The organism is Bacillus sp. KS1, assembly GCF_020075515.1.
In the GTDB taxonomy this organism is placed as follows: Bacteria; Bacillota; Bacilli; order Bacillales; family Bacillaceae; genus Bacillus; species Bacillus velezensis.
Window position 1 is genome coordinate 492,309 of sequence record NZ_JACAWW010000004.1, and the last position, 19,776, is coordinate 512,084.

Genomic DNA, 19,776 nt, shown 5'->3' on the forward strand with positions numbered 1-19,776 from the left:
TAAAAAAAACTTAATCCCAGAGCTGGGATTAAGTTTGGTTTTATATATGAGAAACGATGAGCGTGCAATCTCCGTTTATCGTAAAGTCAGGCATCTGATCCGGCAGTATGAAATGCGCGCCTTTTTCAAGCTTGGCAGACTTGCCTTCACAGATGATGGAGCCGCTTCCTTCTGTGACGCTGCACAGCATAAACGGAGCGTCCTGGGTCATTTCCGCCGTCCCGCTGATATCCCATTTGTATACAGAAAAATATTCTCCCTGCACAAAGGTTTTGATGGTGACACCTTTTCTCGTTTCAGTTGATTCATCCAAAAATCCGTCCACATGCGGAACGGTGGCGGCGTTGACGGCATCACGGATATGCAGCTCACGCGGCTGGCTGTTTTGATCTGTACGCCCGTAATCATATATCCGGTAGGCGGCCTCTGAATTCTGCTGTGTTTCAAGCACGAGCGCCCCCGCGCAAATGGCATGGATGGTTCCGCTCGGCACATAATAAAAATCGCCGGGTTTGATCTTCACACGGCGCAGCAGACCTTCCCAGTCATCGCTGTTAATCATGGTGACAAGTTCCGCTTTCGAACGGGCCGTGTGACCGTATATGATTTCCGCATTTTCTTTACAGTCAATAATGTACCAGCACTCAGATTTCCCCGTTTCGCCCAGTCCATGCTCCTCGGCATCATAATCGTCAGGATGGACTTTAACAGACAGATGATGTTTGACGTCCAGTATTTTCGTCAGCAGCGGAAACCGGTCCCCTTCCGTTCCGCCGAATAATTCTCTATGCTGATCCCACAGTTCCATCAAGGTTTTCCCTTGATACGGACCGCTTTTGACCGTGCTCATTCCGTGCGGATGGGCTGAAATCGCCCAGCATTCGCCCGTTGTTTCTGAAGGTATGTCGTATCCGAATCGTTCGCGTAATAACGTGCCGCCCCATAGTTTTTCTTTACATACAGGCTGTAAAAAAATCGGCTCTTGCGTCATGTTCGTTCCCCTCCCCTTAAAAAGCGGCTCATATCCCATTCCCCCTGTGTCTTTTTTAAAACACGGAGGGAGCCGCGGTTAAAACATTATGTATAAAATGGCTGACCTGCTCATTATACCATTCGGATGGGGCGGAATGCTCAGTCATTTCCTATTCCAGAATAAAATGCCTTGTTTGTCGCAAATTAAAATAACTGATGGAAAAAGGGGGGAACATTGTGACGATACATGCGGAGCTCGGCAAAAACCTTGAAGCGCTGAAAAAACGGTTCGGCCAAAGCGATGACATGATGTTTTATTCGTTTACGTACGGAAACGGCAAATGTGACGCCTGTCTTATATATATAGACGGATTGACCGACAATCAATTGCTTGCGGAATATATTATTTCGCCCGTGCAGGCGGCCGCCCGGCATCAAGAGGAACCGGCTGAAATACCGCCGTCATCCATCTCTTTCGGCTATCGTCACACCCGGCTTTCTTCACTTAAGGACGCGGAGGCAGACATTTTCTCCGGCAAATCGGTTTTGCTGGCGGAGGGATGGGAGGAAGCCCTTTCATTTGAGACGGAAACATTTAAAATGCGTGATATTGAAGAACCGGCTTCAGAAGTGCTTGAACGGGGGCCTAGGATAGGTTTTGTCGAAAAGCTCCGTACAAACACGGCGCTTTTGCGCGAGCAGTCCGGTGATCCCAACCTCCAGATCAAAGAGATCACACTCGGCGAACGGACAAAAAAGCGGATCGCCGTTGCCTACATTCGGGATATTGCCCCTGATGATGTCGTAAAAGAAGTGATGAAAAGACTGGAGTCCATCACCATTGACGACATTCCGGAATCAGGAGCGATCGAGCAGCTTATTGAAGATAACACGTATTCCATTTTCCCGACCGTCTTGACGACCGAACGGCCCGACCGGGTTATGGGCGCTCTTTTGGAAGGAAGGGTCTCCATTCTTGTAGACGGAACGCCTTTTACCCTTTTGGTGCCGGCTACCGTTGATGAATTTATCCACTCCCCTGACGATTATAATCAGCGGTGGGTTCCGGTTACCTTTCTCAGGCTGCTTCGGTATACATGCATTTTAATCACGATTTATTTACCCGGCCTTTACATATCGCTCGTTACGTTTCACACGGGGCTCTTACCGACGAGAATGGCGGTTACGATTGCCGGAAGCAGATTGAATGTCCCGTTCCCTCCTTTTGTTGAAGCGTTCATCATGATTTTTACGATTGAGATGATCAGAGAAGCCGGACTCAGGCTGCCGAAGCCGATCGGACAGACGATCGGCCTGATCGGGGGCGTGGTGATCGGGCAGGCCGCCGTTCAGGCGAATATTGTCAGCGCGATGATGGTTATTGTCGTATCCGTTACGGCGTTGGCTTCTTTTACGGCGCCCTCCTATGCGTTCAATTTTCCGCTGAGGCTCATCCGTATTTTTTCAATGATTCTGTCGGCGATATTAGGTTTATACGGACTGATCATGTGCTATCTGCTTGTCATCGGCCATCTGATGCGTCTGAAAAGCTTCGGTCAGGACTATCTTATTCCGATCATGGCGCAGCCTGGCCAAGACTTAAAAGATACGATCGTCAGACTGCCGACGCCTCTTTTGAAAAAACGGCCGACCAGAAAAGAGACGAAAGATAAAATCAAGCAAAGGTGATCCCCATGAAAAAACCGGAAGACAAGCTGTCGTTTATGCAGACACTTCTCATGGTAAGCGGAACAATGATCGGAGCGGGCGTGTTAACACTGCCGCGCTCCGCCGCAACAGCGGACAGTCCGAGCGGATGGATCATTATTCTTGTGCAGAGTGTCGTGTTTATCGGCATCGTCCTGCTCTTTATGCCGTTTTTGCAGAAAAACAGCGGGGAAACCATTTATGAGCTGAATCAAAGCATCATGGGCCGCGCTATCGGTTCTCTTCTGAATTTATTCATCAGCTGTTATTTTGTCGTCACCGTCTGTTTTCAAGCCCGTTTTCTCGGTGAAGTCATCAATTACTTTTTACTGAAAAATACGCCGATGGGTGTCGTCATATTCATCTTTCTGGCGGTCGGCATTTACCATGTGACCGGCGGGGTCTATCCCATTTCAAAGCTTTATGCCTATCTGTTTCCGATTGCGATCGTCATTCTGATTACGCTGCTCATATTCAGTTTGAGACTTTTTAAGCTGGATTTCGTCCGCCCGGTCATGGAAGGAGGCTACAAAAGCTTTTTTGAGCTGTTTCCGCGGACCCTTCTGTATTTTTCGGGACTTGAGGTGATTCTGTATCTGGTGCCGTTTATGAAAAACCCGAAGCAGGCGAAAAAGGCGGCTGTCTTCGGCATCGCAGGCGCGAGCATTTTTTACAGCTTTACGCTGCTTGTCGTCATCGGCTGTATGTCGGTCGCTGAAGCCAAAACGGTGACGTATCCGACCATTTCCCTGATTCACGCCTTGGAAATCCGGGGCATTTTCATTGAGCGGTTTGATATCTTTCTTTTAATCACGTGGACATGCCAGCAGTTTACCTGTATGCTCGGCTCTTTTAAAGGGGCGCATCTCGGATTAAACACCATTTTCAAACTGAAAAATAAAAACAATGCCTGGCTGCTGGGAGGCTTATTGGCAGTGACATTCGGCCTTTCAATGTACCCCGATGATATCAACAGTGTGTTTGCATTCGCGAATATTCTCGGATATGCGTTTTTTGCCGTCATTATGATTCCTTTTCTCATCTGGTTTGTCAGCTGGATGAAAAAAATAGCCGGGAGGAAACAGACGTCATGACACTTTTCATAAAATGGGCGGCTGCGCTTTTCATATTGATGACGCTTTCAGGATGCTGGGACGCGAAGGAAGTCGAAAAGCTGTCTTTCGCCCGGGGGCTGGCGATAGACGAGACGAGTGACCGCCGATATAAATTAACCTATCAAAACCTGCTGCCCCAAAGCGAAAACAGCCAGGCTTCCGGCCGGCCCGTGTTTGTCAATGTGACGACGCGGGGGGATACCATACTTGAAGCCGTCAGTGAAGTCTCTTTAAAAGATCCACCCGTTTACAGCGATCATTTAAAAGTGCTGATATTCAGCGACAAATTGCTGGCCGACCAAAATATACTGCAGATGATGAATCATTTTATCCGCGATGATGAATTACGGCGGAGCAGCTATCTCTTCGCGGCAAGAGGAAAAGCGTCCGATATTCTGACGGAGCCGACGCCGAATCAGCAGCAGCCCATGGCCGCGGAAAAGCTGATCGACCTTACGAACAACGGCGGCTACAACGGGAAGATTTTAAAACCGCTCCGAATCGGGAGAGCTTCGATTTACTGCCATAATAAACTCAGTTTTCTCATTCAGGCCGTCAGCAATCAAAAAGGAAAAACGGTGTATGACGGAGCGGCCATTATCAAAAACGCAAAACAAAACAGATTGGCGGGCTTTCTGTCATCATACGAAATACAGAGCCTGAATTGGCTGATGGGAACGATACGGGGCGGCGTGCTGCCCGCTTTGGATAAAGGGGGGCACCCGATTACCTTCGAGATCAAAAAATCAACATCCGCCATTACTCCCAGGCTGAAAAACGGGAAGCTGTCATTTCATGTAGCGGTAAAAACAAAAGGACTTTTGTCAGAGGATCAATATGCCGGAGAAGATTCATTCGATCAGCATTATTTAAACGGGCTGGAAAAGATTTTCGAAAAGAAACTGAAAAGCGATGTGAAAGAAGTCATCGATAAGCTGCAGAATCAATATGAAACGGACCCTGTATTCTTTTCTGACAGAGTCCGCATTCAATATCCCGACTATTGGAAGAAAGTAAAGCATCATTGGGATGAGACCTTCTCCGAAGCGGCCTTTGACTATGATGTTTCCATTAAGATTACCAACTTCGGAACGATGGGACGGTAGCCTTCATCGTGTTTTTTCGACACGGAGGAGAATTTGATAAATCCGGCTTTGTTCGGGCAGTTGTGTCACCGGAAATTGCATCGATTGCGCCATTCGTGTGATTTCCTGTAAAAACAGCTGCACCCGCTCATCCACGTGAACATACGTATAGGACTGCTTTTTCACAGCAAATGTCTCTTCCGGAAAGAGCGTGCGCACCGTCTGCGGCGTAAAAAACCGCAAGTGAGTGCGGTCGAGAATGCCGGCGTCTCTGTATGTCCAGTCACCGAGCAGAAGCGGGAACAGCGCTTCGGCGTGGGAAATATTCGGAATGCTGCAAACGATTGATCCGGCAGGCGACAAATAGGATGAGTACGTTTCAATGACGCGCCACGGGTCTTTTAAGTGCTCAAGGATGTCCGCGAAAATGATGCAATCAAAAAAGCCTTCCGGATAAGGCAGCTTCACTTCTTCGACATCTTCCTGCAGCACCGCTTCATAGTGTCCTTTTGCCGCTTGCGCCGCCAGCGGGTGCAGTTCTATTCCGTACAGTTCGCAAGGCTGTCTGTTTTGAAGTTCCAGCCCCGTAGCCCCCGCCCCGCAGCCGACATCAAGTATCCGTTTCGCCTCCCGGGGAACGAGCTCCGCAATTTCCGGTCTCGGATGAGTAAAGTACGTAAAATCAGTGCCCCATTTTTCCGTAAACCGCTGGCGGTTCTCCGAATATAACTGATTGATATTGATATCCTGATTAGCCGTAAACGTCGCGTGCCCGTGGTGATGCACAAAAGCATCGAGGGCGATGTGCAGGCTGTAGCCTTTTTGCAGGGCGCGCAAACATAGGTCATCATCTTCAAAAGAACCGTATCCGAATTGTTCATCGAACGGGCCGATGTCTTCAATGACGCTTCTTTTCACCAGAAGACAGAAACCGACAAGGCGCAGCACCCGCTTTGTATGATGCTTTTCCCGTGCGCAATACGCCTCCGCGAATGACTCCAGCTCATCAAGCGATTGATACGCGTCATGGATCATTTGCGCGCCGCTGACATAGTTGCTGACGGGCCCGACCATACCGGCTTTTTCAGAATGATACAGCACCCTCAGCATGGAGGTGAGCCAATTTTTCGTGACCATCGTATCGTTGTTCAGAAACAGCAGATTTTCTCCCCCTGCCGCTTCGATTCCCTGGTTGCACCCTTTGGCGAACCCGAGGTTTTTTTCATTTAGGATGACTTTGACGTCAGGCAGATTTGATATGTATTCTCTCGTTCCGTCTGAGGAACCGTTGTCAACTATAATCAGTTCAATCTTATCTTTGTCGGTGTATCGTTCAATGCTGGCCAGACATTTTTTCGTCAGCTCAAGTTCATTATATGTAAGGATAATAATACTCGTTTTCACCGGCATCCCCGCCTTTATCGTGACTTTATACAACGTATGACATATCCCCGTCATTTATGTGACCGGGCGCCCGCTCGGCATCCGTTTTGAGGGGCCGGTGAATAACCGCCCCCCTAAAACTGAATACTACGGATGAACTGTCCGCCGATTTGATTCTGATCCCGATCCTCCGTTACGGCTTTTCAGATCCTGCTCAATTTCTTCAAGGCTTTTCCCCTTCGTCTCGGTCACTTTAAACCAGACGAACAGGAATGCCAGTATCCCGATCGCGGCATAAATGAGAAATAAATAGCTGATGCCGACTGCTTCCATTAACATCGGATAGGTTAATGAGACAATCAATGTTCCGGCATGCAGCATCAAAGTGGAGACACCCGTCCCGATACCCCGGACATGCAGCGGGAATAATTCAGGAAGCATGACCCACACGGCAGGCCCCCAGCTGACCGCAAACACAATGATAAACAGGCCTAAACAAATCACCGTTGTCCATGATGCGGCTGCTGAATGTTCAAAGAAGAGATTGACCGCAGCCAATACGAGCAGACTGATGACCATGCCCGCATTTCCGGCCAGCAGCAGCGGCTTCCGGCCGATTTTATCAATGACTTTAATAGCCGCAAGCGTCATGATGACATTGACGGCGCCGATTCCGACAGTTCCCAATATAGACGCGGAATTGCCGAACCCGACACTGGTAAATGTTTTCGGGGCGTAATAAATAATTGTATTTGTCCCGATGAATTGCTGCAAAAAGGCAAGTCCAAGGCCGGCAATCAGCGCGGGTCTCACCCACGGCTCAAACAATTCTTTCAAGCCGCCTTCGTTTTCCTTTTCCGCTTCTTTCATCTGATCAATCTCATCATCAATATTCTTCGTTCCCCGCAATGATGAAAGGATTTCTCTTGCTTTCTCTTCTTTGCCGATCGTAAACAGCCAGCGCGGGCTTTCCGGCATAAATAAGATTCCGATCAGCAGAATGACTGACGGCACAACAGCAAGTCCAAGCATCCAGCGCCAAGCGCCTGCATCGGCAAATATATAGTTCACGATATAAGAAACGAGGATTCCGACCGTAATCATCAGCTGATTCAGCGAAGAAAGCGCCCCCCGTTTATGCTTCGGAGCCAGCTCCGATAAATAGAGCGGAACGATCGTTGTAGATGTTCCGACAGCCAGTCCGAGAACGATCCGGAAAAGAACCATCACCTCTGTATTCGGGGCAAAAGCGACTCCTAAACCGCCTATACAAAACAGAAGCGCCGCTCCCATGATGGCCTTCCGCCTGCCGAACCGGTCGGTCAGTTTGCCGGCAAATCCCGATCCGAGAATCGCCCCCGCCAATAACGAACTGACGACGAGGCCTTCTGTAAAGGCGTTCAGTCCCAGTTCTTTTTTCATAAATAAAATAGCTCCGGAAATGACTCCGGTATCATATCCGTATAACGCGCCGCCGAGTGCGCCGAAAAAATAGAGCCATTTATTCGAGTGTATGCTTTTCATGTTATGTAGACTCCCTTCATCCAACGCTGTATCCGCGCGGAATTGTTCTACTGCTTCTTTTACCTGTTTCCGTCCGTTTCAAACCTTCAGCACCGTTAATATCCATTATTTTACTAATTATTTTTTACAAAGCGACGAAACATTTCCCGCTTCCTGCCGTCCAATATAATGTGAACCTGATGCAAAAATAACAGTAGATGTTGTCGAAATAGAGAGAAAGATTTGGAATTTTCTCATTTGCAGAGTTGCTCCAAGTCAACAATTATGGTACGCTTCACAAAGAATAGAAACGAGAGGTAATGATATGGAAGAACGATCTCAACGCAGAAAAAAGAAAAGACGCCTCAGAAAATGGGTGAAATTTGTACTGGTATTCGCCGCTTTCTTATTGGTGATCGCCGGTTCCGTCGGCACCTACGCATTTGTGAAATTGAATAATGCGACCAAAGAAGCGCACGTCAGCCTTGACCGCGGCGACCAGTCCGTAAAACGGATCAAAGAATTTGACCCGAAGAAGGATTCTTTCACCGTATTGCTTTTAGGAATAGACGCCCGTGACAATAAGGGCGAATCAGTAGATGACGCAAGAAGTGACGCCAACGTGCTCGTCACCTTCAACCGGAAAAAGAAAACAGCGACGATGCTCAGCATTCCGCGGGATTCCTATGTCAACATCCCGGGACACGGCTATGACAAATTCGCGCACGCACATGCTTACGGCGGTTATAATTTAACTTATAAAACAGTAGAAAACATGCTTGATATTCCGGTAGATTATGTGGTTGAGAGCAACTTCGACGCGTTCCGCGATGTCGTCAATGAATTGAACGGCGTTACGGTAAATGTGAAAAGCCAGAAAATTGCCGATCGTATTAAAGTCGATACAAAAGGAAAAGTCGTGCTGAAGCCGGGCGTCCAGACGCTTGACGGTGAGCAGGCGCTGGCTTATGTAAGAACACGAAAAGCGGACACCGATCTGATGCGCGGACAAAGACAGATGGAAGTGCTGAGCGCCATTATTAAAAAATCTAAATCGTTAAGCTCGATCCCATCTTATGACGATATCGTCGACAGCTTAGGGAAAAACTTAAAAATGAACTTATCTCTTAATGACGCCATCGGTCTGTTCCCGTTTATCACATCGCTGAAATCGGTGGATTCTTTGCAGCTGACAGGTTCAGACAGCTATATTTACACTCCTCAGTACGGCAAAAATATTTATTACTTCAAGCTGAATGAGGAAAACCTTCAAGAAGTGAAAACGAAATTAAAAAATGATTTAAACGCGTAAGATGTCACGGCGGGATTAGCAAATCCCGCCGTTTTTCTGTTGAAAAAAAGGACATGAAGGTATAGCCTTTTAACTGACGGCTTTCTGCTGATTTCGCACAAAGCTGAACATACTACATGAAGCAGCTTTATTTTTAAGGAGGGCATCCATACATATGAAATTGATAGCCATTGACTTAGACGGCACATTACTGAACTCGGACAGTGTGATTTCTCCGGAAAACAGAGCGGCTTTACAAAGAGCGGATGAAGCGGGCATTCTCGTGGCCATCTGCACGGGCAGAGCCACGTTTGATGTAAAAGCGCTCTTGAAGGATTTGGATATTCCGATCATTGCGGCAAACGGCGGGACAGTCCATGACAAAGGATACCGCCTCGTCAGCCGGCTCTTAATGGATCAGCAGGCCGGGAAGGATATCGCCGCTTATTTAACGGACAAAGACATTTATTTTGAAGTCTATACAGATGATCATCTGCTGTCCCCATTTGACGGCGAGTCCAAACTGCAGGCAGAACTGGACATTCTGAAAAGCGCCAATCCCAAGGAAGATATTCGGACATTATGGGAGGGCGCAAAGACGCAGTTCAAACAATTCGGCATTAAATCCGTACAGGATATACAGGCGATTTTTAACGGAGACGAACATGTTTACAAGCTTCTTTGTTTCTCTTTTGATATGGAAAAACTGAGAAACGCCAAAGAAGAAATTACACATCATCCGAAATTATCCCAGACATCTTCCGGGAAACACATTATCGAAATCCTCCCTGCCGGTTCCGGAAAGGGACGTGCTCTGACGGAGCTTGCCTCACTGTACGGAATTGAAAAACAGGATATTTACGCCATCGGCGACAGTCCGAATGATTTCTCCATGTTTGAAGCGGCGGGAAACCGCATCGCCATGGGCAATGCGATTGATGAACTGAAGGAAAAAAGCACGTATATTACAAAAAGCAACGATGAAAACGGCGTCGCATATTTCATCAACCGGCTTCTCGACAACGATCAATAAAAGGCAAAAGCCAGGTCTTTCACGGCCTGGTTTTTCATGTTTTCGAAAAAAAAGAAATTCCCAAAAATGAAAATAAATTGTAAGATAAAGAAAAAAGGAGTTTCATGATGTCGAATGCAATCGCTATTATAGGATGTTTAGCTTTTCTCTGCGCAGTCGGATACGGAATATTCCATCTCATATTCAAAGCGGCAAAAAAAGAAAAACATTTTTCAAAAAAGCTGTTTTGGCCCCTTCTCATCGGCGGATTTATCCTGCTCCTGACCGGCGCCTCCCTCGCAGAACCGGACGCCTCGGCCGAGAAGGCAGAGGAGAAATACAGCACCCTTGATACCGCTTATCAAAAATTGACGAAGGAACACCAGGCGCTTGAGAAAAAATATGAAAGCATCAGTGCCGCGGCAGAAAAGGAGAAATCCGAAGCCGAAGCCGGCAATGAAGAAAAACTCAGCAAACTCAGCCAAGAGATAAGTGAGCTGAAAAAAACAAACAAATCACTCAAACAAGACAATGAGAAATTAAAAAATTCACAAAAGAAGCTCGAAAAGACCGCTGAAACGCTTCAGTCAGAAAATAAAACTTTAAAGCGGCAGAAAGCAGAAACAAAAACATCCGAAAACGCGGAAACGGCGCAAAACAACGCCCCTTCCTCCGGCGGACATGCCGAAACGAAAGCAGCCGGCACCTCACAGGGATGCGACATTAAAGGCAGCCGGAACGGCATTTATCACACGCCGGGAAGTACATACTACGACCGGACGACAGATCCCGGAAATGTTCTGTTCCGTAGAGGATGCGGTAGCGGCCGGATACAGAGCACCGAAACGGTAAAAGAAAAAGACGTCAGAGACACTCTCTGACGTCTTTTTTACGGAAGCCGGATGCTGCCCGCATATTTGTCCTTCCAATAAGCGCTTGTGTTCATATTTGTTATGGTAACGCCTGCGGACACGGTGACATGAATCACTTGTCCGTTCCCGATATAAATGGCCGGATTCAGGCTTTCCGCTTTAAAGAAGACCAGATCGCCGGGCTTCAGATCTTGTTTATCGACCGGAACGCCCGCCTGCATCTGCTTGTCCGCATAACGCGGCAGGCTGATTCCTTTCGCTTTTTGATAGATGTATTGAACAAATCCCGCCGTATCAAAGCCGGTTTCCGGTGAAACGCCGCCTTTCAGATAAGAAATTCCGATATGATCGGCCGCTGTGGACACAACGGGATTTTCTTTAGAAATGGCTAAATTGCTGAATCGGCGCACCCCCGTAAAATGTTTTTTCCAGTAATCTTCCGACAAGTAAGAAATGGTGACTTTTGCGGAGCGGCTTGCTTGGATGAACCTTCCCTCTCCCGCATAAATGCCCGCATGGGAAATTCCTTTTTTATACGTGTCGCTGAAATAAATCACGTCCCCGGGCTTTATGTCGCTCAGTTTGATTTTCTCACCGACCAGCCACTGCTGTTCCGCAGATCTCGGCAGGTAAATGTGAAGCTTGTTCTCAAAAACATATTGGACCAGCCCCGAACAGTCGAATCCCTCCTCGGGCGTGCTTCCGCCGAATACATACGGAATGTCGAGATAACGGGCTGCCTCCTGAACGATCGGATCATCAGCCAGTTCCGGATCTTTTGTAATCCGCTTTGCGCCAAGATATAAATTCATCCAATAACTGCTTTTTTGAAAGCGTGTGACGGTTACGCCTTCTGACGGAGAACTGTGTATCATCTCTCCGTTTCCGATATAAAGACCGTCATGGACGGGCGCGTTTTGTGTTGAATCCGACTTTTTGAAAAACACAAGATCTCCCGGTAAAAGGTCATTTTCTTTGACGGCGGCTCCGACTTTCCATTGATCACTGACCGTTCTCGGCAGATGGATGTTCTGTCTGCTGAAAAGATAATGCATCAATCCGGACGGATCAAAACCGTCCTCAGGCTCTTCGCCTCCGTAAACATATTTATTTCCGACAAGTTTTTGCGCGTCTGAAACCATCAGGACAGAAACTTGAGAATCCGCTTCAGCAATTTCCGTTCTCGTTACTGCAGGTGCCACAAGACAAATCATAAGGCCGGCAAGGATGTACTTCCTCCAGCTTGTGAGCATGTTTTCTATTCACTCTCCTCATTTTTAGTAGTTTTTACATCGGTAACTTTTAACAAATGTTTAGGAGAGCACACAAAAAAAGAATGCCCGTTATGGGCATTCTTTACTGGATTCGGAACAAACAATATGCCGGCAAGCGGAATCATGCGCTTATCTTGCGCTCGCTGTGTCCTCTTGCTGAATTTTTTGCATTTCCGTGTCAATTTTTTGTTTTTCCTGATCTGTGAGCTGATCATTGTATTTAAACGCTGACATAAACATAAATACCATAATGATCGCGGCAAACGGCCATCCCGCTTTAATGATTTTCATTTGTTTTTCACTCCGCTTTCTTTTTTAAGATATCGCTGTGATCCACATCAAACGTTAATTTTCCATCCTTGACGCTCCAATCGAAATTCGATTCTTTCGTCAGTTCACGTACGATCGTTTTATGATTGATGCTGCCTTTTTTAACCGGTGCAGGCGTTGCTTCATGAATATTCATCGGCGTGACTTCAAAGCGTCCCGTGCCGTTTTTCTGCAGATGATATTGAACAAGCGCCGTGTCTCTCGTTCTTGTCCACCCCTGGTCGAATACGAAGTTGCCCAGGCTGTAGAAAATAACAGTGCCGTGGTACATTTCGATCGGTTCTAGCACGTGCGGATGGTGTCCGACGATAATATCCGCTCCGGCATCTGACATTGCTCTTGCCAATTGGCGCTGTCTGTCATTCGGATCATTATCGTATTCCTGTCCCCAGTGTGTTTGAACAATGACAAGATCGGCTTTCTTTTTGGCTTTAGAAATCATCGGAATAAACAGCTCTGGATCGGCCGGAAGCACACCCGGCGCATTTCGTTTAGCTGCAAAGCCTTTTCCGGAAACATCAGTGAAACCCAGTGTTGCGATTTTGATTCCGTTTACATCTTGATAAGAAATGTTCTGCTCGGCTTCCTTCAGCGTGAGGCCCGCGCCGACAAGTTCAAGATTTTGCTTTGAAAACTCTTCAACCGTATCCCGCATTCCTTGAGGGCCGTAATCCATCGCATGGTTGTTGGCTGCCGTGAGAACGGTGAAATTCATGTCCTTCAATACTTTTACGGCATCTTTGTTTGACTGAAGGTGGATATTTTTTTCTGCTTCTTTGTAGTTCTTTTTATATGTAACCGGGTTTTCAAAGTTCCCCGACACATAGTCGGATGCTTCGAAGAATGGCTTTGCGTAACGGAAGACACTCTCCGTGCCTTTATGCTTTGTCACTTTCTCGACATTCCGGCCCATCATAATATCTCCGACGAATGAGGCTGATACAAGGTCATCGGCATTTCTTTTCACACTCGGCGTTTCCGCCTTCCCTGTCAGAATGCAGACGAACATCAGACAAAAGACGATCGGCAGCGCGATAAAAACGTGAAGATTGGTCTTCTTTTTCTGCTGTTTGGTCAGCTTCAGCAGTTTTTCTTGAAAGCTTAATTGTTTTTTCATCGTTTGACACACCTTACATTAGATTAAGTAGTAAGCAAACATAATGGCAAAAGTTGCGCCGCTTAAGAACAGCGTGCTGGCAAATGTAATCGTTAATCCCTGTTTCTGAATGGTATTGGCGATCAGACCCGGTACGATGATACCGATTCCGCGGAATTCTGATATCTCAAACGGTACGATCGGGTAAAGGAAATCAAGGGCGATTTTTAAGCAGATTCCCGTTATCAGCATAGCTGCGAATTTTCTGCGTCCGTACAAAATCATAAATCTGGATAAACCGTATTTGACGATCACGTATGTAAGAAGACTCACCAGCAGTACGAGTAAAATAAAGACCGGCTGGTTAAAAACGAGCCCTAAATAACCCGGCACAACTAAACCGGCAGGTACGATACCTGTTTTTTCCGCGAAAATTAAACTGATTAACACGCCTAAAATAAGTGAAATGTATAAATCTGATCCGAACATTTATCCTTTTCCTCCTAGCTAACGAGCTGTTTCACCTTATACTCTTGAATTTTTTCAATTAATGGTTCCGCTGAACCGTGGATATTGCCGACGCCATATATGACACGGTTTTGCATTCTTGTTTTCAGCACGTCCATGATTTCGTCTGTTGATTTATATTCCAGATCGTGCAGTGTATCGGCAGGAATCTTGCCTTCTTCATAAGCTCTGACGATCGGTTCCGTCGTCTCGCCGATGAGTATGAGTTCCTTCGTTTTAATGTACGGAAGCACGTCGTTTGCGAACTGAATCGTTCTGTCCACACGGTCGGCGCGGCAGTTCATGATAACGATCGGTTCATCTGTCGGGTAGCCGATTTCCTTTACACGTTTCCATATATTTAAAGTAGAAGATGCATCATTTGCGGCAAAGCCGTTTACGAAATGACCGGGCTCCTTCGTGCTGAGCAGCGGCAGGATTCTCATGGCGCCAGGATCAGGCGGCGCATTCAGCATTCCTTTAAACGCCGTTTCTTCATCTATCCCAAGAGCCTGGGCAACGCCGAGCGCAAGGGAAGCGTTATCAGGAAAGACCATATATTCAAATTTACGAAGGTATTCATCTGTAATTTTAGAGTTATCCGCAATAATGACTTCGGTATTCCGCTCTGCGGCTTTTTCTTTAAAGAAGTCTGTGTATTCACTGTCTGTAATGACAAGGTGACCGTTATACGGGATCGTCGCGGTAAATGCTTCAGCGATTTCATCAAGCGTCGGCCCCATGACGTCCATATGGTCTTCAAGCACATTCACGATGACGCCGATGTTGGCTTGAAGGAGTTCTTCCTGAAAGATAATCTGATAATCCGGGTTTACCGCCATACATTCACTGACAATGGCATTGGCGCCCCGTTCTACGGTTTCCTTCATTACTTCTTTTTGCTCGCCGATATTCGGGCCCTGCGGTTTCCGTTTGATCGGTTTCTCCTCAGGTGTATCCCAATAAATCATCCTTGCATCTGTTCCCGTCGTTTTTCCGACTGTTTTGTAGCCCGCCTCCATCAGTATTCCGGTCGTCAGCCTCGTTACGGTTGACTTTCCGCGGATACCATTAATATTGACGCGTACTGGCAGAGCATCGATATTCTTCTGATGCCGCCTTTTTTCAATGATTCCGATGATTAGTACGGCAGCACAGGCTATAATGAGTAACCACATTGATTTTTGACATCTCCTTCTGTATTGATAAATTCATTCATCAGTATATAGCTTCACTATGAATTCTCAATCGGCATTATGTAACATAATGTTCCCGCTTTCACTGAGCCAAACTTCTCTATTAGTGACGCTATTCTTCCTATTATCGAATTGCTTTTTTTGGGAATAGGCAGGACTTCAACCTTACTTCAATTTTTCAAAATAAAAATGAATGCGTTTACATTTTCACGCAGAAATTCATTTGGACCAATGGAACTATTCGCGTTCCGGAAGAAAAAGATGTAATGATAATCCATCTTTTCCAGCCCGTTTGTATCAGCGTTTTTCGCACTGCGCATACGTTTCGGGACTCTCTGTCCGCTGTGTGCAGACTGCCTGTTTTGTTAAGGATAAGGTCTTAAAGTCATTCATTTTTCCCCCGTATCCTGCTTTCAGTCCCATTCCAAAATAACTAGCGGAATGACTGGTACATGACAGAATAAGACGGGTCCGGAGTGTTTACAAGAAATACACATTTTATATGCGGAAAGCCTTTCTCCTTTTAAACCATTTACAGGACATTTATCCCTCTTTTGAAATAATTTTAATAAATCTTTATATTCGTTCAAGAAATATTCATCCATAAATGTGAAGTTCTTGATAAAACATCATGGAACTCCTCTATTTTATAAAATGCATAAAAAAGGAATACCCGCTGAAAACTACAGATAACCGGGAAAGGAGGCGGTCTGATGTCTGCGGATAAACAAAACAAACGGATTCCCGGCGATTTTGAATCGGCTGTACGGGAAATGCAGGAGCTGATGTGTGTTTGCGGTGATTTTAAAATACGAAGGATCAAACTGCAGGACCGTCATACCGCTTTCTTTTATATTGAACAAATGATAGAAGAACAGAAGCTGAATGAGTTTCTGTTAAGCGACACCCTGCAAAACGGCCCGCTTGAGGAAACGATGAATGCCGTCAGCAGTGCGGAAACGGATGAAACCAGAAAACTCATTGACGGGATTTTGGCAGGACAGGTTGTTTTTCTCAGCGATGCATCAAGGAAAGCGAAGCTGTTTTCCGTCGGGCAGAATCCGCTGCGTTCCATTATGGAACCCGAATCTGAAAGTATCATCCGCGGCGCCCATGACGGGTTTGTGGAAAGTTTGGAAACGAACATTCATCAGCTGCGGTTTCACATACAGGACCGCCATCTCTCCGTTCATTATATGGATATCGGGGAAAGAGCCAAATCAAAAGTTGCGGTTATCTTTGTTGAGAATATCGCCAATCCGGAGATTGTGGAGGAAGTGAAGCGGCGCCTGTCATACCTGCGTATAGACAGCGTGCTTGCGCCCGGGATTATCGAGGAATCAATAGAAGATAATTCGTTTTCCATTTTTCCGCAGATCATTCATACGGAACGTCCGGATAAAGCAAAAGCATGCGTGATGGAAGGCTGTGTACTGATCATGATGGACGGGAGTCCGTCGGCTTTGATTGCGCCGATCACATTCTTTTCTTTTTTTCAATCTCCGGATGACTACAGCACGAGATGGATTTCCGCCAGTTTTTTAAGAGTGCTGAGATTTTTCGCCTTTATGATCGCGATTACACTGCCCGCTTTTTATATCGCGCTGATTGCGTTTCATTTTGAAGTCATTCCCAACGATCTGATTATCACCATGAAAAATTCGATTGTTGATATTCCCTTCCCTCCGCTGATAGAAGCCATGATTATGGAGATTACAATTGAACTGATCCGCGAAGCCGGTATCAGGCTGCCGAAACCGATCAGTCAGACGATCGGCATTGTCGGCGGTCTCGTGATCGGTGACGCAGTCGTTCAGGCGGGACTCATTTCTAATATGATGATTATCGTCGTAGCCGTTACGGCCGTTTCTTCTTTTGTGCTTCCTTCATATGAAATGAGCACGTCCATCCGAACGCTCAGGTTTCCGCTTATGTTTCTGGCATCCTCGTTCGGTTTTATCGGCATCGCACTCGGCTTCGGGCTTATTCTGATGAACCTGTGCAAGCTTGAATCACTCGGCGTTCCTTATTTATCATCTCTGACGCCGTTTCATTTCAGCGACTTGAAGGATGCATTTATCCGGCTGCCGGCTTGGTTTATTAAAAGAAGGCCTTTTTATTTGAGACCGCAAGACTCAAAGCAGATGAAACATGTTCGGGGGTGGAGAAAAGATGAAGCCTAAAAAAATAAGCCGGCTTCAAGGCGTGTTTTTCATTAATCAGACGCAGATCAGCATCGGCATTTTGGCGCTGCCCCATTTACTGATGATGAAATCGGGAAGCAGCGGATGGATTTCCATTCTGCTTACCGGATTGCTCGTCCAGCTTACATTCAGCCTGTATATGATATTATTTCACCGGTTTCCGAAGCTGAACTTGTACGAAATGCTGGAGAAGGTATTCGGAACACTTGCCGGCAAAGGGGTGCAGGTGCTGTATATTTTATATTTCGCGTTTCTCTGCACGCTCATTCTTTCTGTATTTACACGGATATTGGATATCTGGGTGCTCCCGCAGACTCCGAATTGGGTGGTCAGCTTAATGCTGATCCTCGGTTCTGTCTATATCGCCCAAGCCCCGCTGAATGCGATCGCCAGGTTCAGCTTTATCTTAACGCCGTTTTTGCTGCTGATCTCTCTGCCGATTTTATACACGCTGGGAAAAGCCGATATCACATACATTATGCCGATTTTTCACGGAACCGCAAAAGACATGCTTACCGGGGTGCAGCAAACACTTGTCAGCATTACCGGCTTTCAGGCGGCGCTCGTGATCGGGCCCCTTATCAACTGCACCGTCAGCCAGCGCTACAAAATACTGACGATTTCAAACATCTTGATTATCCTTTATTACCTGTATATCACCCTTACTTGCTTTGTCACAATCAGCCCCGAAGAAATAAAAATGATCCCGGAGCCTGTGCTGTACCTGTTAAAAACCGTTTCATTCAGAATTATCGAACGGACGGATCTGCTCTTTTTGACGTTTTGGTTCGTGACCGTCTTTTCAACGCTGGCCAACGTGTTTTACTTGGCAAGCACCGGCATCTCCAAGCTGTTCAATCAAAAAGATCACAGCCGGTTTGTTTATCCGCTGGCCCTGCTCGTCTTCCTTCTGTCTATTTGGGCCACAAGCACAGATAAAACGATACAGCAGCTGGATCAGTTTTTCCGCATTTCCGATATTGTGTTTGTGTATTTGTTTCCGTTGTTTATGGTATTGATTGTCCTTGTACGCAAAAAGGGTGTCCGCCATGCGCATTAAAAAAGCGGTTCTTATCAGTCTCATGTGCGCAAGCCTGACACTTGCGGGCTGCTGGGATCAAAATTTGCTGAAAGATATTTCTCTCGTGCTGACTGCAAGCCTTGATGTTGATCATGACGGTAAAAATAAAATCGGCATCACCTATCGGAAGGTTCAGTCCTCCCAGGCGGAACAGGAAACGGGCGGCTCATTCATTACGACGGTGCTCAGCGCTTCCGGGCACACCATCCGTGAAGCGCGGTTTCAATTGGATAAGCTTGTCGATCAGCGCATTGACACGTCCAAGCAAAGAGTCTTATTAATCGGTGAGAAAATGGCGGAAAAACCGCTTTTTCCTTATCTCGATGTCTTTTACAGAGATCCGAAAAGCCCGCTTCTCGCTCATCCGGCGGTTGTCAAAGACGGTGAGGCGATTGAAGTGCTGAAGCTGATCGTCCGACAGAAATTGATCGTCAGCAAGTATTTAACGAATTTATTAACAAGCGCTAATGCGGAATCAAATATCAGCATGGAAAATTTGCAATCCATCCGTTCAAGCATGCTGACGGCTGATAAGGATTTCGCCCTTCCTTATTTATCGATTAACGGACAGACGATAAAGATAGAGGGTTCTGCCCTGTTCAGCGGCCAGCGGAAAGTGACTGAGGTGCTCGGTCAGGATTCAACCCTCCTGACCCTTTTAAGCGGGCAATTTAATAAATCGGCTAATATTAATCTGAAGCTGTGGGACAAATACAAAATGGATATTGAAAATTATCTTTCTCTCGGCATCACGGATGCCACGCGAAAGATTGTTTTTATAGATACAGATCCGCAGCATATAAAAGTGAAAATCCGTTTAAAACTGAATGCACGCGTCTTGGAATATCCAAAGGACAAGCTGAATTCTTATACGGCAATCGACCAAATGAACAAACAAGCATCAGCAAATTTGAACAGCCAGGCCAGATCGGTGATCAGCCATATTCAGGAGCACAACTCGGATATCCTCGGCATCGGCCGGAAATATCAAACCCATTATTATGAGCGGGGCAAGCGGCTCAATTGGCGTGAGGTCTATCCTTCCATCGAGATAACCCCTGATATCAAAGTGAATATCTCACAAATCGGCATCGTGAACTAAAAGAGACCCCGGTCTCTTTTTTTGTTGCCAACCGAAATGATTCGTG

General features: G+C 46.5%; 16 protein-coding genes and 1 pseudogene. 9 read left to right on the top strand and 8 right to left on the bottom strand.

Annotated features, from left to right (window positions below; genetic code table 11):
* Positions 1-40: 40 nt before the first annotated feature.
* Entirely contained in the window at positions 41-991 is a 951-nt protein-coding gene (gene manA / locus HWY38_RS02820; RefSeq protein WP_224181221.1) for a mannose-6-phosphate isomerase, class I, read from the bottom strand.
* Between the two features lie 218 nt (positions 992-1,209).
* Between manA and HWY38_RS02825 the strand changes: the two genes are divergently transcribed.
* The 3 genes from HWY38_RS02825 to HWY38_RS02835 are packed head-to-tail and all read left to right on the top strand — an operon-like array spanning position 1,210 to position 4,900.
* Positions 1,210-2,661 (top strand): spore germination protein, encoded by a 1,452-nt coding sequence (locus HWY38_RS02825; protein ID WP_224181222.1) that lies wholly within the window; start codon positions 1,210-1,212, stop codon positions 2,659-2,661.
* A gap of 5 nt (positions 2,662-2,666) precedes the next feature.
* A complete protein-coding gene (locus tag HWY38_RS02830; RefSeq protein ID WP_007614158.1) occupies positions 2,667-3,773 on the top strand; it encodes a GerAB/ArcD/ProY family transporter in 1,107 nt (368 codons plus the stop codon).
* Positions 3,770-4,900 (top strand): Ger(x)C family spore germination protein, encoded by a 1,131-nt coding sequence (locus tag HWY38_RS02835; RefSeq protein ID WP_224181223.1) that lies wholly within the window; start codon positions 3,770-3,772, stop codon positions 4,898-4,900. Before HWY38_RS02830 ends, HWY38_RS02835 begins: the two co-directional genes overlap by 4 nt.
* A 3-nt stretch (positions 4,901-4,903) precedes the next feature.
* Here the strand turns inward: HWY38_RS02835 and HWY38_RS02840 are convergent, their stop codons facing one another.
* Positions 4,904-6,316: a bifunctional glycosyltransferase family 2 protein/class I SAM-dependent methyltransferase gene (locus HWY38_RS02840; RefSeq protein WP_079891834.1), complete on the bottom strand. Its 1,413-nt coding sequence runs from the start codon at positions 6,314-6,316 to the stop codon at positions 4,904-4,906.
* Between the two features lie 93 nt (positions 6,317-6,409).
* The gene (locus HWY38_RS02845; RefSeq protein WP_224181224.1) at positions 6,410-7,786 is read right to left on the bottom strand and encodes a sugar porter family MFS transporter; all 1,377 of its coding nucleotides are present in this window, start codon (positions 7,784-7,786) and stop codon (positions 6,410-6,412) included.
* 304 nt (positions 7,787-8,090) lie between these two features.
* On the opposite strand from HWY38_RS02845, the gene HWY38_RS02850 reads away from it, so the two are divergent.
* The 3 genes and pseudogenes from HWY38_RS02850 (at position 8,091) to HWY38_RS02860 (ending at position 10,920) form a co-directional block, all read left to right on the top strand.
* The gene (locus HWY38_RS02850) at positions 8,091-9,077 is read left to right on the top strand and encodes an LCP family protein (protein ID WP_007407510.1); all 987 of its coding nucleotides are present in this window, start codon (positions 8,091-8,093) and stop codon (positions 9,075-9,077) included.
* A 154-nt stretch (positions 9,078-9,231) separates the two neighbouring features.
* The gene (locus tag HWY38_RS02855; RefSeq protein WP_224181225.1) at positions 9,232-10,089 is read left to right on the top strand and encodes a Cof-type HAD-IIB family hydrolase; all 858 of its coding nucleotides are present in this window, start codon (positions 9,232-9,234) and stop codon (positions 10,087-10,089) included.
* A 107-nt stretch (positions 10,090-10,196) separates the two neighbouring features.
* Positions 10,197-10,920, top strand: a pseudogene (locus HWY38_RS02860) (hypothetical protein).
* A gap of 37 nt (positions 10,921-10,957) precedes the next feature.
* Here HWY38_RS02860 and HWY38_RS02865 read toward each other — a convergent pair.
* The 5 genes from HWY38_RS02865 to pgsB form a co-directional block, all read right to left on the bottom strand.
* On the bottom strand, positions 10,958-12,193 hold the full coding sequence (locus HWY38_RS02865; RefSeq protein WP_032876086.1) for a C40 family peptidase: 1,236 nt from the start codon (positions 12,191-12,193) through the stop codon (positions 10,958-10,960).
* A gap of 150 nt (positions 12,194-12,343) precedes the next feature.
* Positions 12,344-12,505 (bottom strand): hypothetical protein, encoded by a 162-nt coding sequence (locus tag HWY38_RS02870; protein WP_224181226.1) that lies wholly within the window; start codon positions 12,503-12,505, stop codon positions 12,344-12,346.
* A 7-nt stretch (positions 12,506-12,512) separates the two neighbouring features.
* A complete protein-coding gene (locus HWY38_RS02875) occupies positions 12,513-13,661 on the bottom strand; it encodes a CapA family protein (RefSeq protein ID WP_007614174.1) in 1,149 nt (382 codons plus the stop codon).
* Between the two features lie 18 nt (positions 13,662-13,679).
* The gene (gene pgsC, locus HWY38_RS02880; RefSeq protein ID WP_003151340.1) at positions 13,680-14,129 is read right to left on the bottom strand and encodes a poly-gamma-glutamate biosynthesis protein PgsC; all 450 of its coding nucleotides are present in this window, start codon (positions 14,127-14,129) and stop codon (positions 13,680-13,682) included.
* 14 nt (positions 14,130-14,143) lie between these two features.
* Entirely contained in the window at positions 14,144-15,325 is a 1,182-nt protein-coding gene (gene pgsB, locus HWY38_RS02885) for a poly-gamma-glutamate synthase PgsB (RefSeq protein ID WP_003151337.1), read from the bottom strand.
* Between the two features lie 731 nt (positions 15,326-16,056).
* Here pgsB and HWY38_RS02890 point away from each other — a divergent pair.
* The 3 genes from HWY38_RS02890 to HWY38_RS02900 are packed head-to-tail and all read left to right on the top strand — an operon-like array spanning position 16,057 to position 19,730.
* Complete coding sequence (locus HWY38_RS02890; RefSeq protein ID WP_032876084.1) at positions 16,057-17,526, top strand: spore germination protein; 1,470 nt, start codon at positions 16,057-16,059, stop codon at positions 17,524-17,526.
* The gene (locus HWY38_RS02895) at positions 17,516-18,607 is read left to right on the top strand and encodes an endospore germination permease (protein WP_224181227.1); all 1,092 of its coding nucleotides are present in this window, start codon (positions 17,516-17,518) and stop codon (positions 18,605-18,607) included. The genes HWY38_RS02890 and HWY38_RS02895 overlap by 11 nt, the downstream gene beginning before the upstream one ends.
* A complete protein-coding gene (locus tag HWY38_RS02900; protein WP_224181228.1) occupies positions 18,597-19,730 on the top strand; it encodes a Ger(x)C family spore germination protein in 1,134 nt (377 codons plus the stop codon). The genes HWY38_RS02895 and HWY38_RS02900 overlap by 11 nt, the downstream gene beginning before the upstream one ends.
* Positions 19,731-19,776: the final 46 nt, after the last annotated feature.

Bases quoted from the DNA above. Each gene is read 5' to 3' on its own strand.
- manA (WP_224181221.1), bottom strand. From the start codon at position 991: ATGACGCAAGAGCCGATTTTTTTACAGCCTGTATGTAAAGAAAAACTA.
- HWY38_RS02830 (WP_007614158.1), top strand. From the start codon at position 2,667: ATGAAAAAACCGGAAGACAAGCTGTCGTTTATGCAGACACTTCTCATG.
- HWY38_RS02835 (WP_224181223.1), top strand. From the start codon at position 3,770: ATGACACTTTTCATAAAATGGGCGGCTGCGCTTTTCATATTGATGACG.
- HWY38_RS02845 (WP_224181224.1), bottom strand. From the start codon at position 7,786: ATGAAAAGCATACACTCGAATAAATGGCTCTATTTTTTCGGCGCACTC.
- HWY38_RS02850 (WP_007407510.1), top strand. From the start codon at position 8,091: ATGGAAGAACGATCTCAACGCAGAAAAAAGAAAAGACGCCTCAGAAAA.
- HWY38_RS02855 (WP_224181225.1), top strand. From the start codon at position 9,232: ATGAAATTGATAGCCATTGACTTAGACGGCACATTACTGAACTCGGAC.
- HWY38_RS02865 (WP_032876086.1), bottom strand. From the start codon at position 12,193: ATGCTCACAAGCTGGAGGAAGTACATCCTTGCCGGCCTTATGATTTGT.
- HWY38_RS02870 (WP_224181226.1), bottom strand. From the start codon at position 12,505: ATGAAAATCATTAAAGCGGGATGGCCGTTTGCCGCGATCATTATGGTA.
- HWY38_RS02875 (WP_007614174.1), bottom strand. From the start codon at position 13,661: ATGAAAAAACAATTAAGCTTTCAAGAAAAACTGCTGAAGCTGACCAAA.
- pgsC (WP_003151340.1), bottom strand. From the start codon at position 14,129: ATGTTCGGATCAGATTTATACATTTCACTTATTTTAGGCGTGTTAATC.
- pgsB (WP_003151337.1), bottom strand. From the start codon at position 15,325: ATGTGGTTACTCATTATAGCCTGTGCTGCCGTACTAATCATCGGAATC.
- HWY38_RS02890 (WP_032876084.1), top strand. From the start codon at position 16,057: ATGTCTGCGGATAAACAAAACAAACGGATTCCCGGCGATTTTGAATCG.
- HWY38_RS02895 (WP_224181227.1), top strand. From the start codon at position 17,516: ATGAAGCCTAAAAAAATAAGCCGGCTTCAAGGCGTGTTTTTCATTAAT.
- HWY38_RS02900 (WP_224181228.1), top strand. From the start codon at position 18,597: ATGCGCATTAAAAAAGCGGTTCTTATCAGTCTCATGTGCGCAAGCCTG.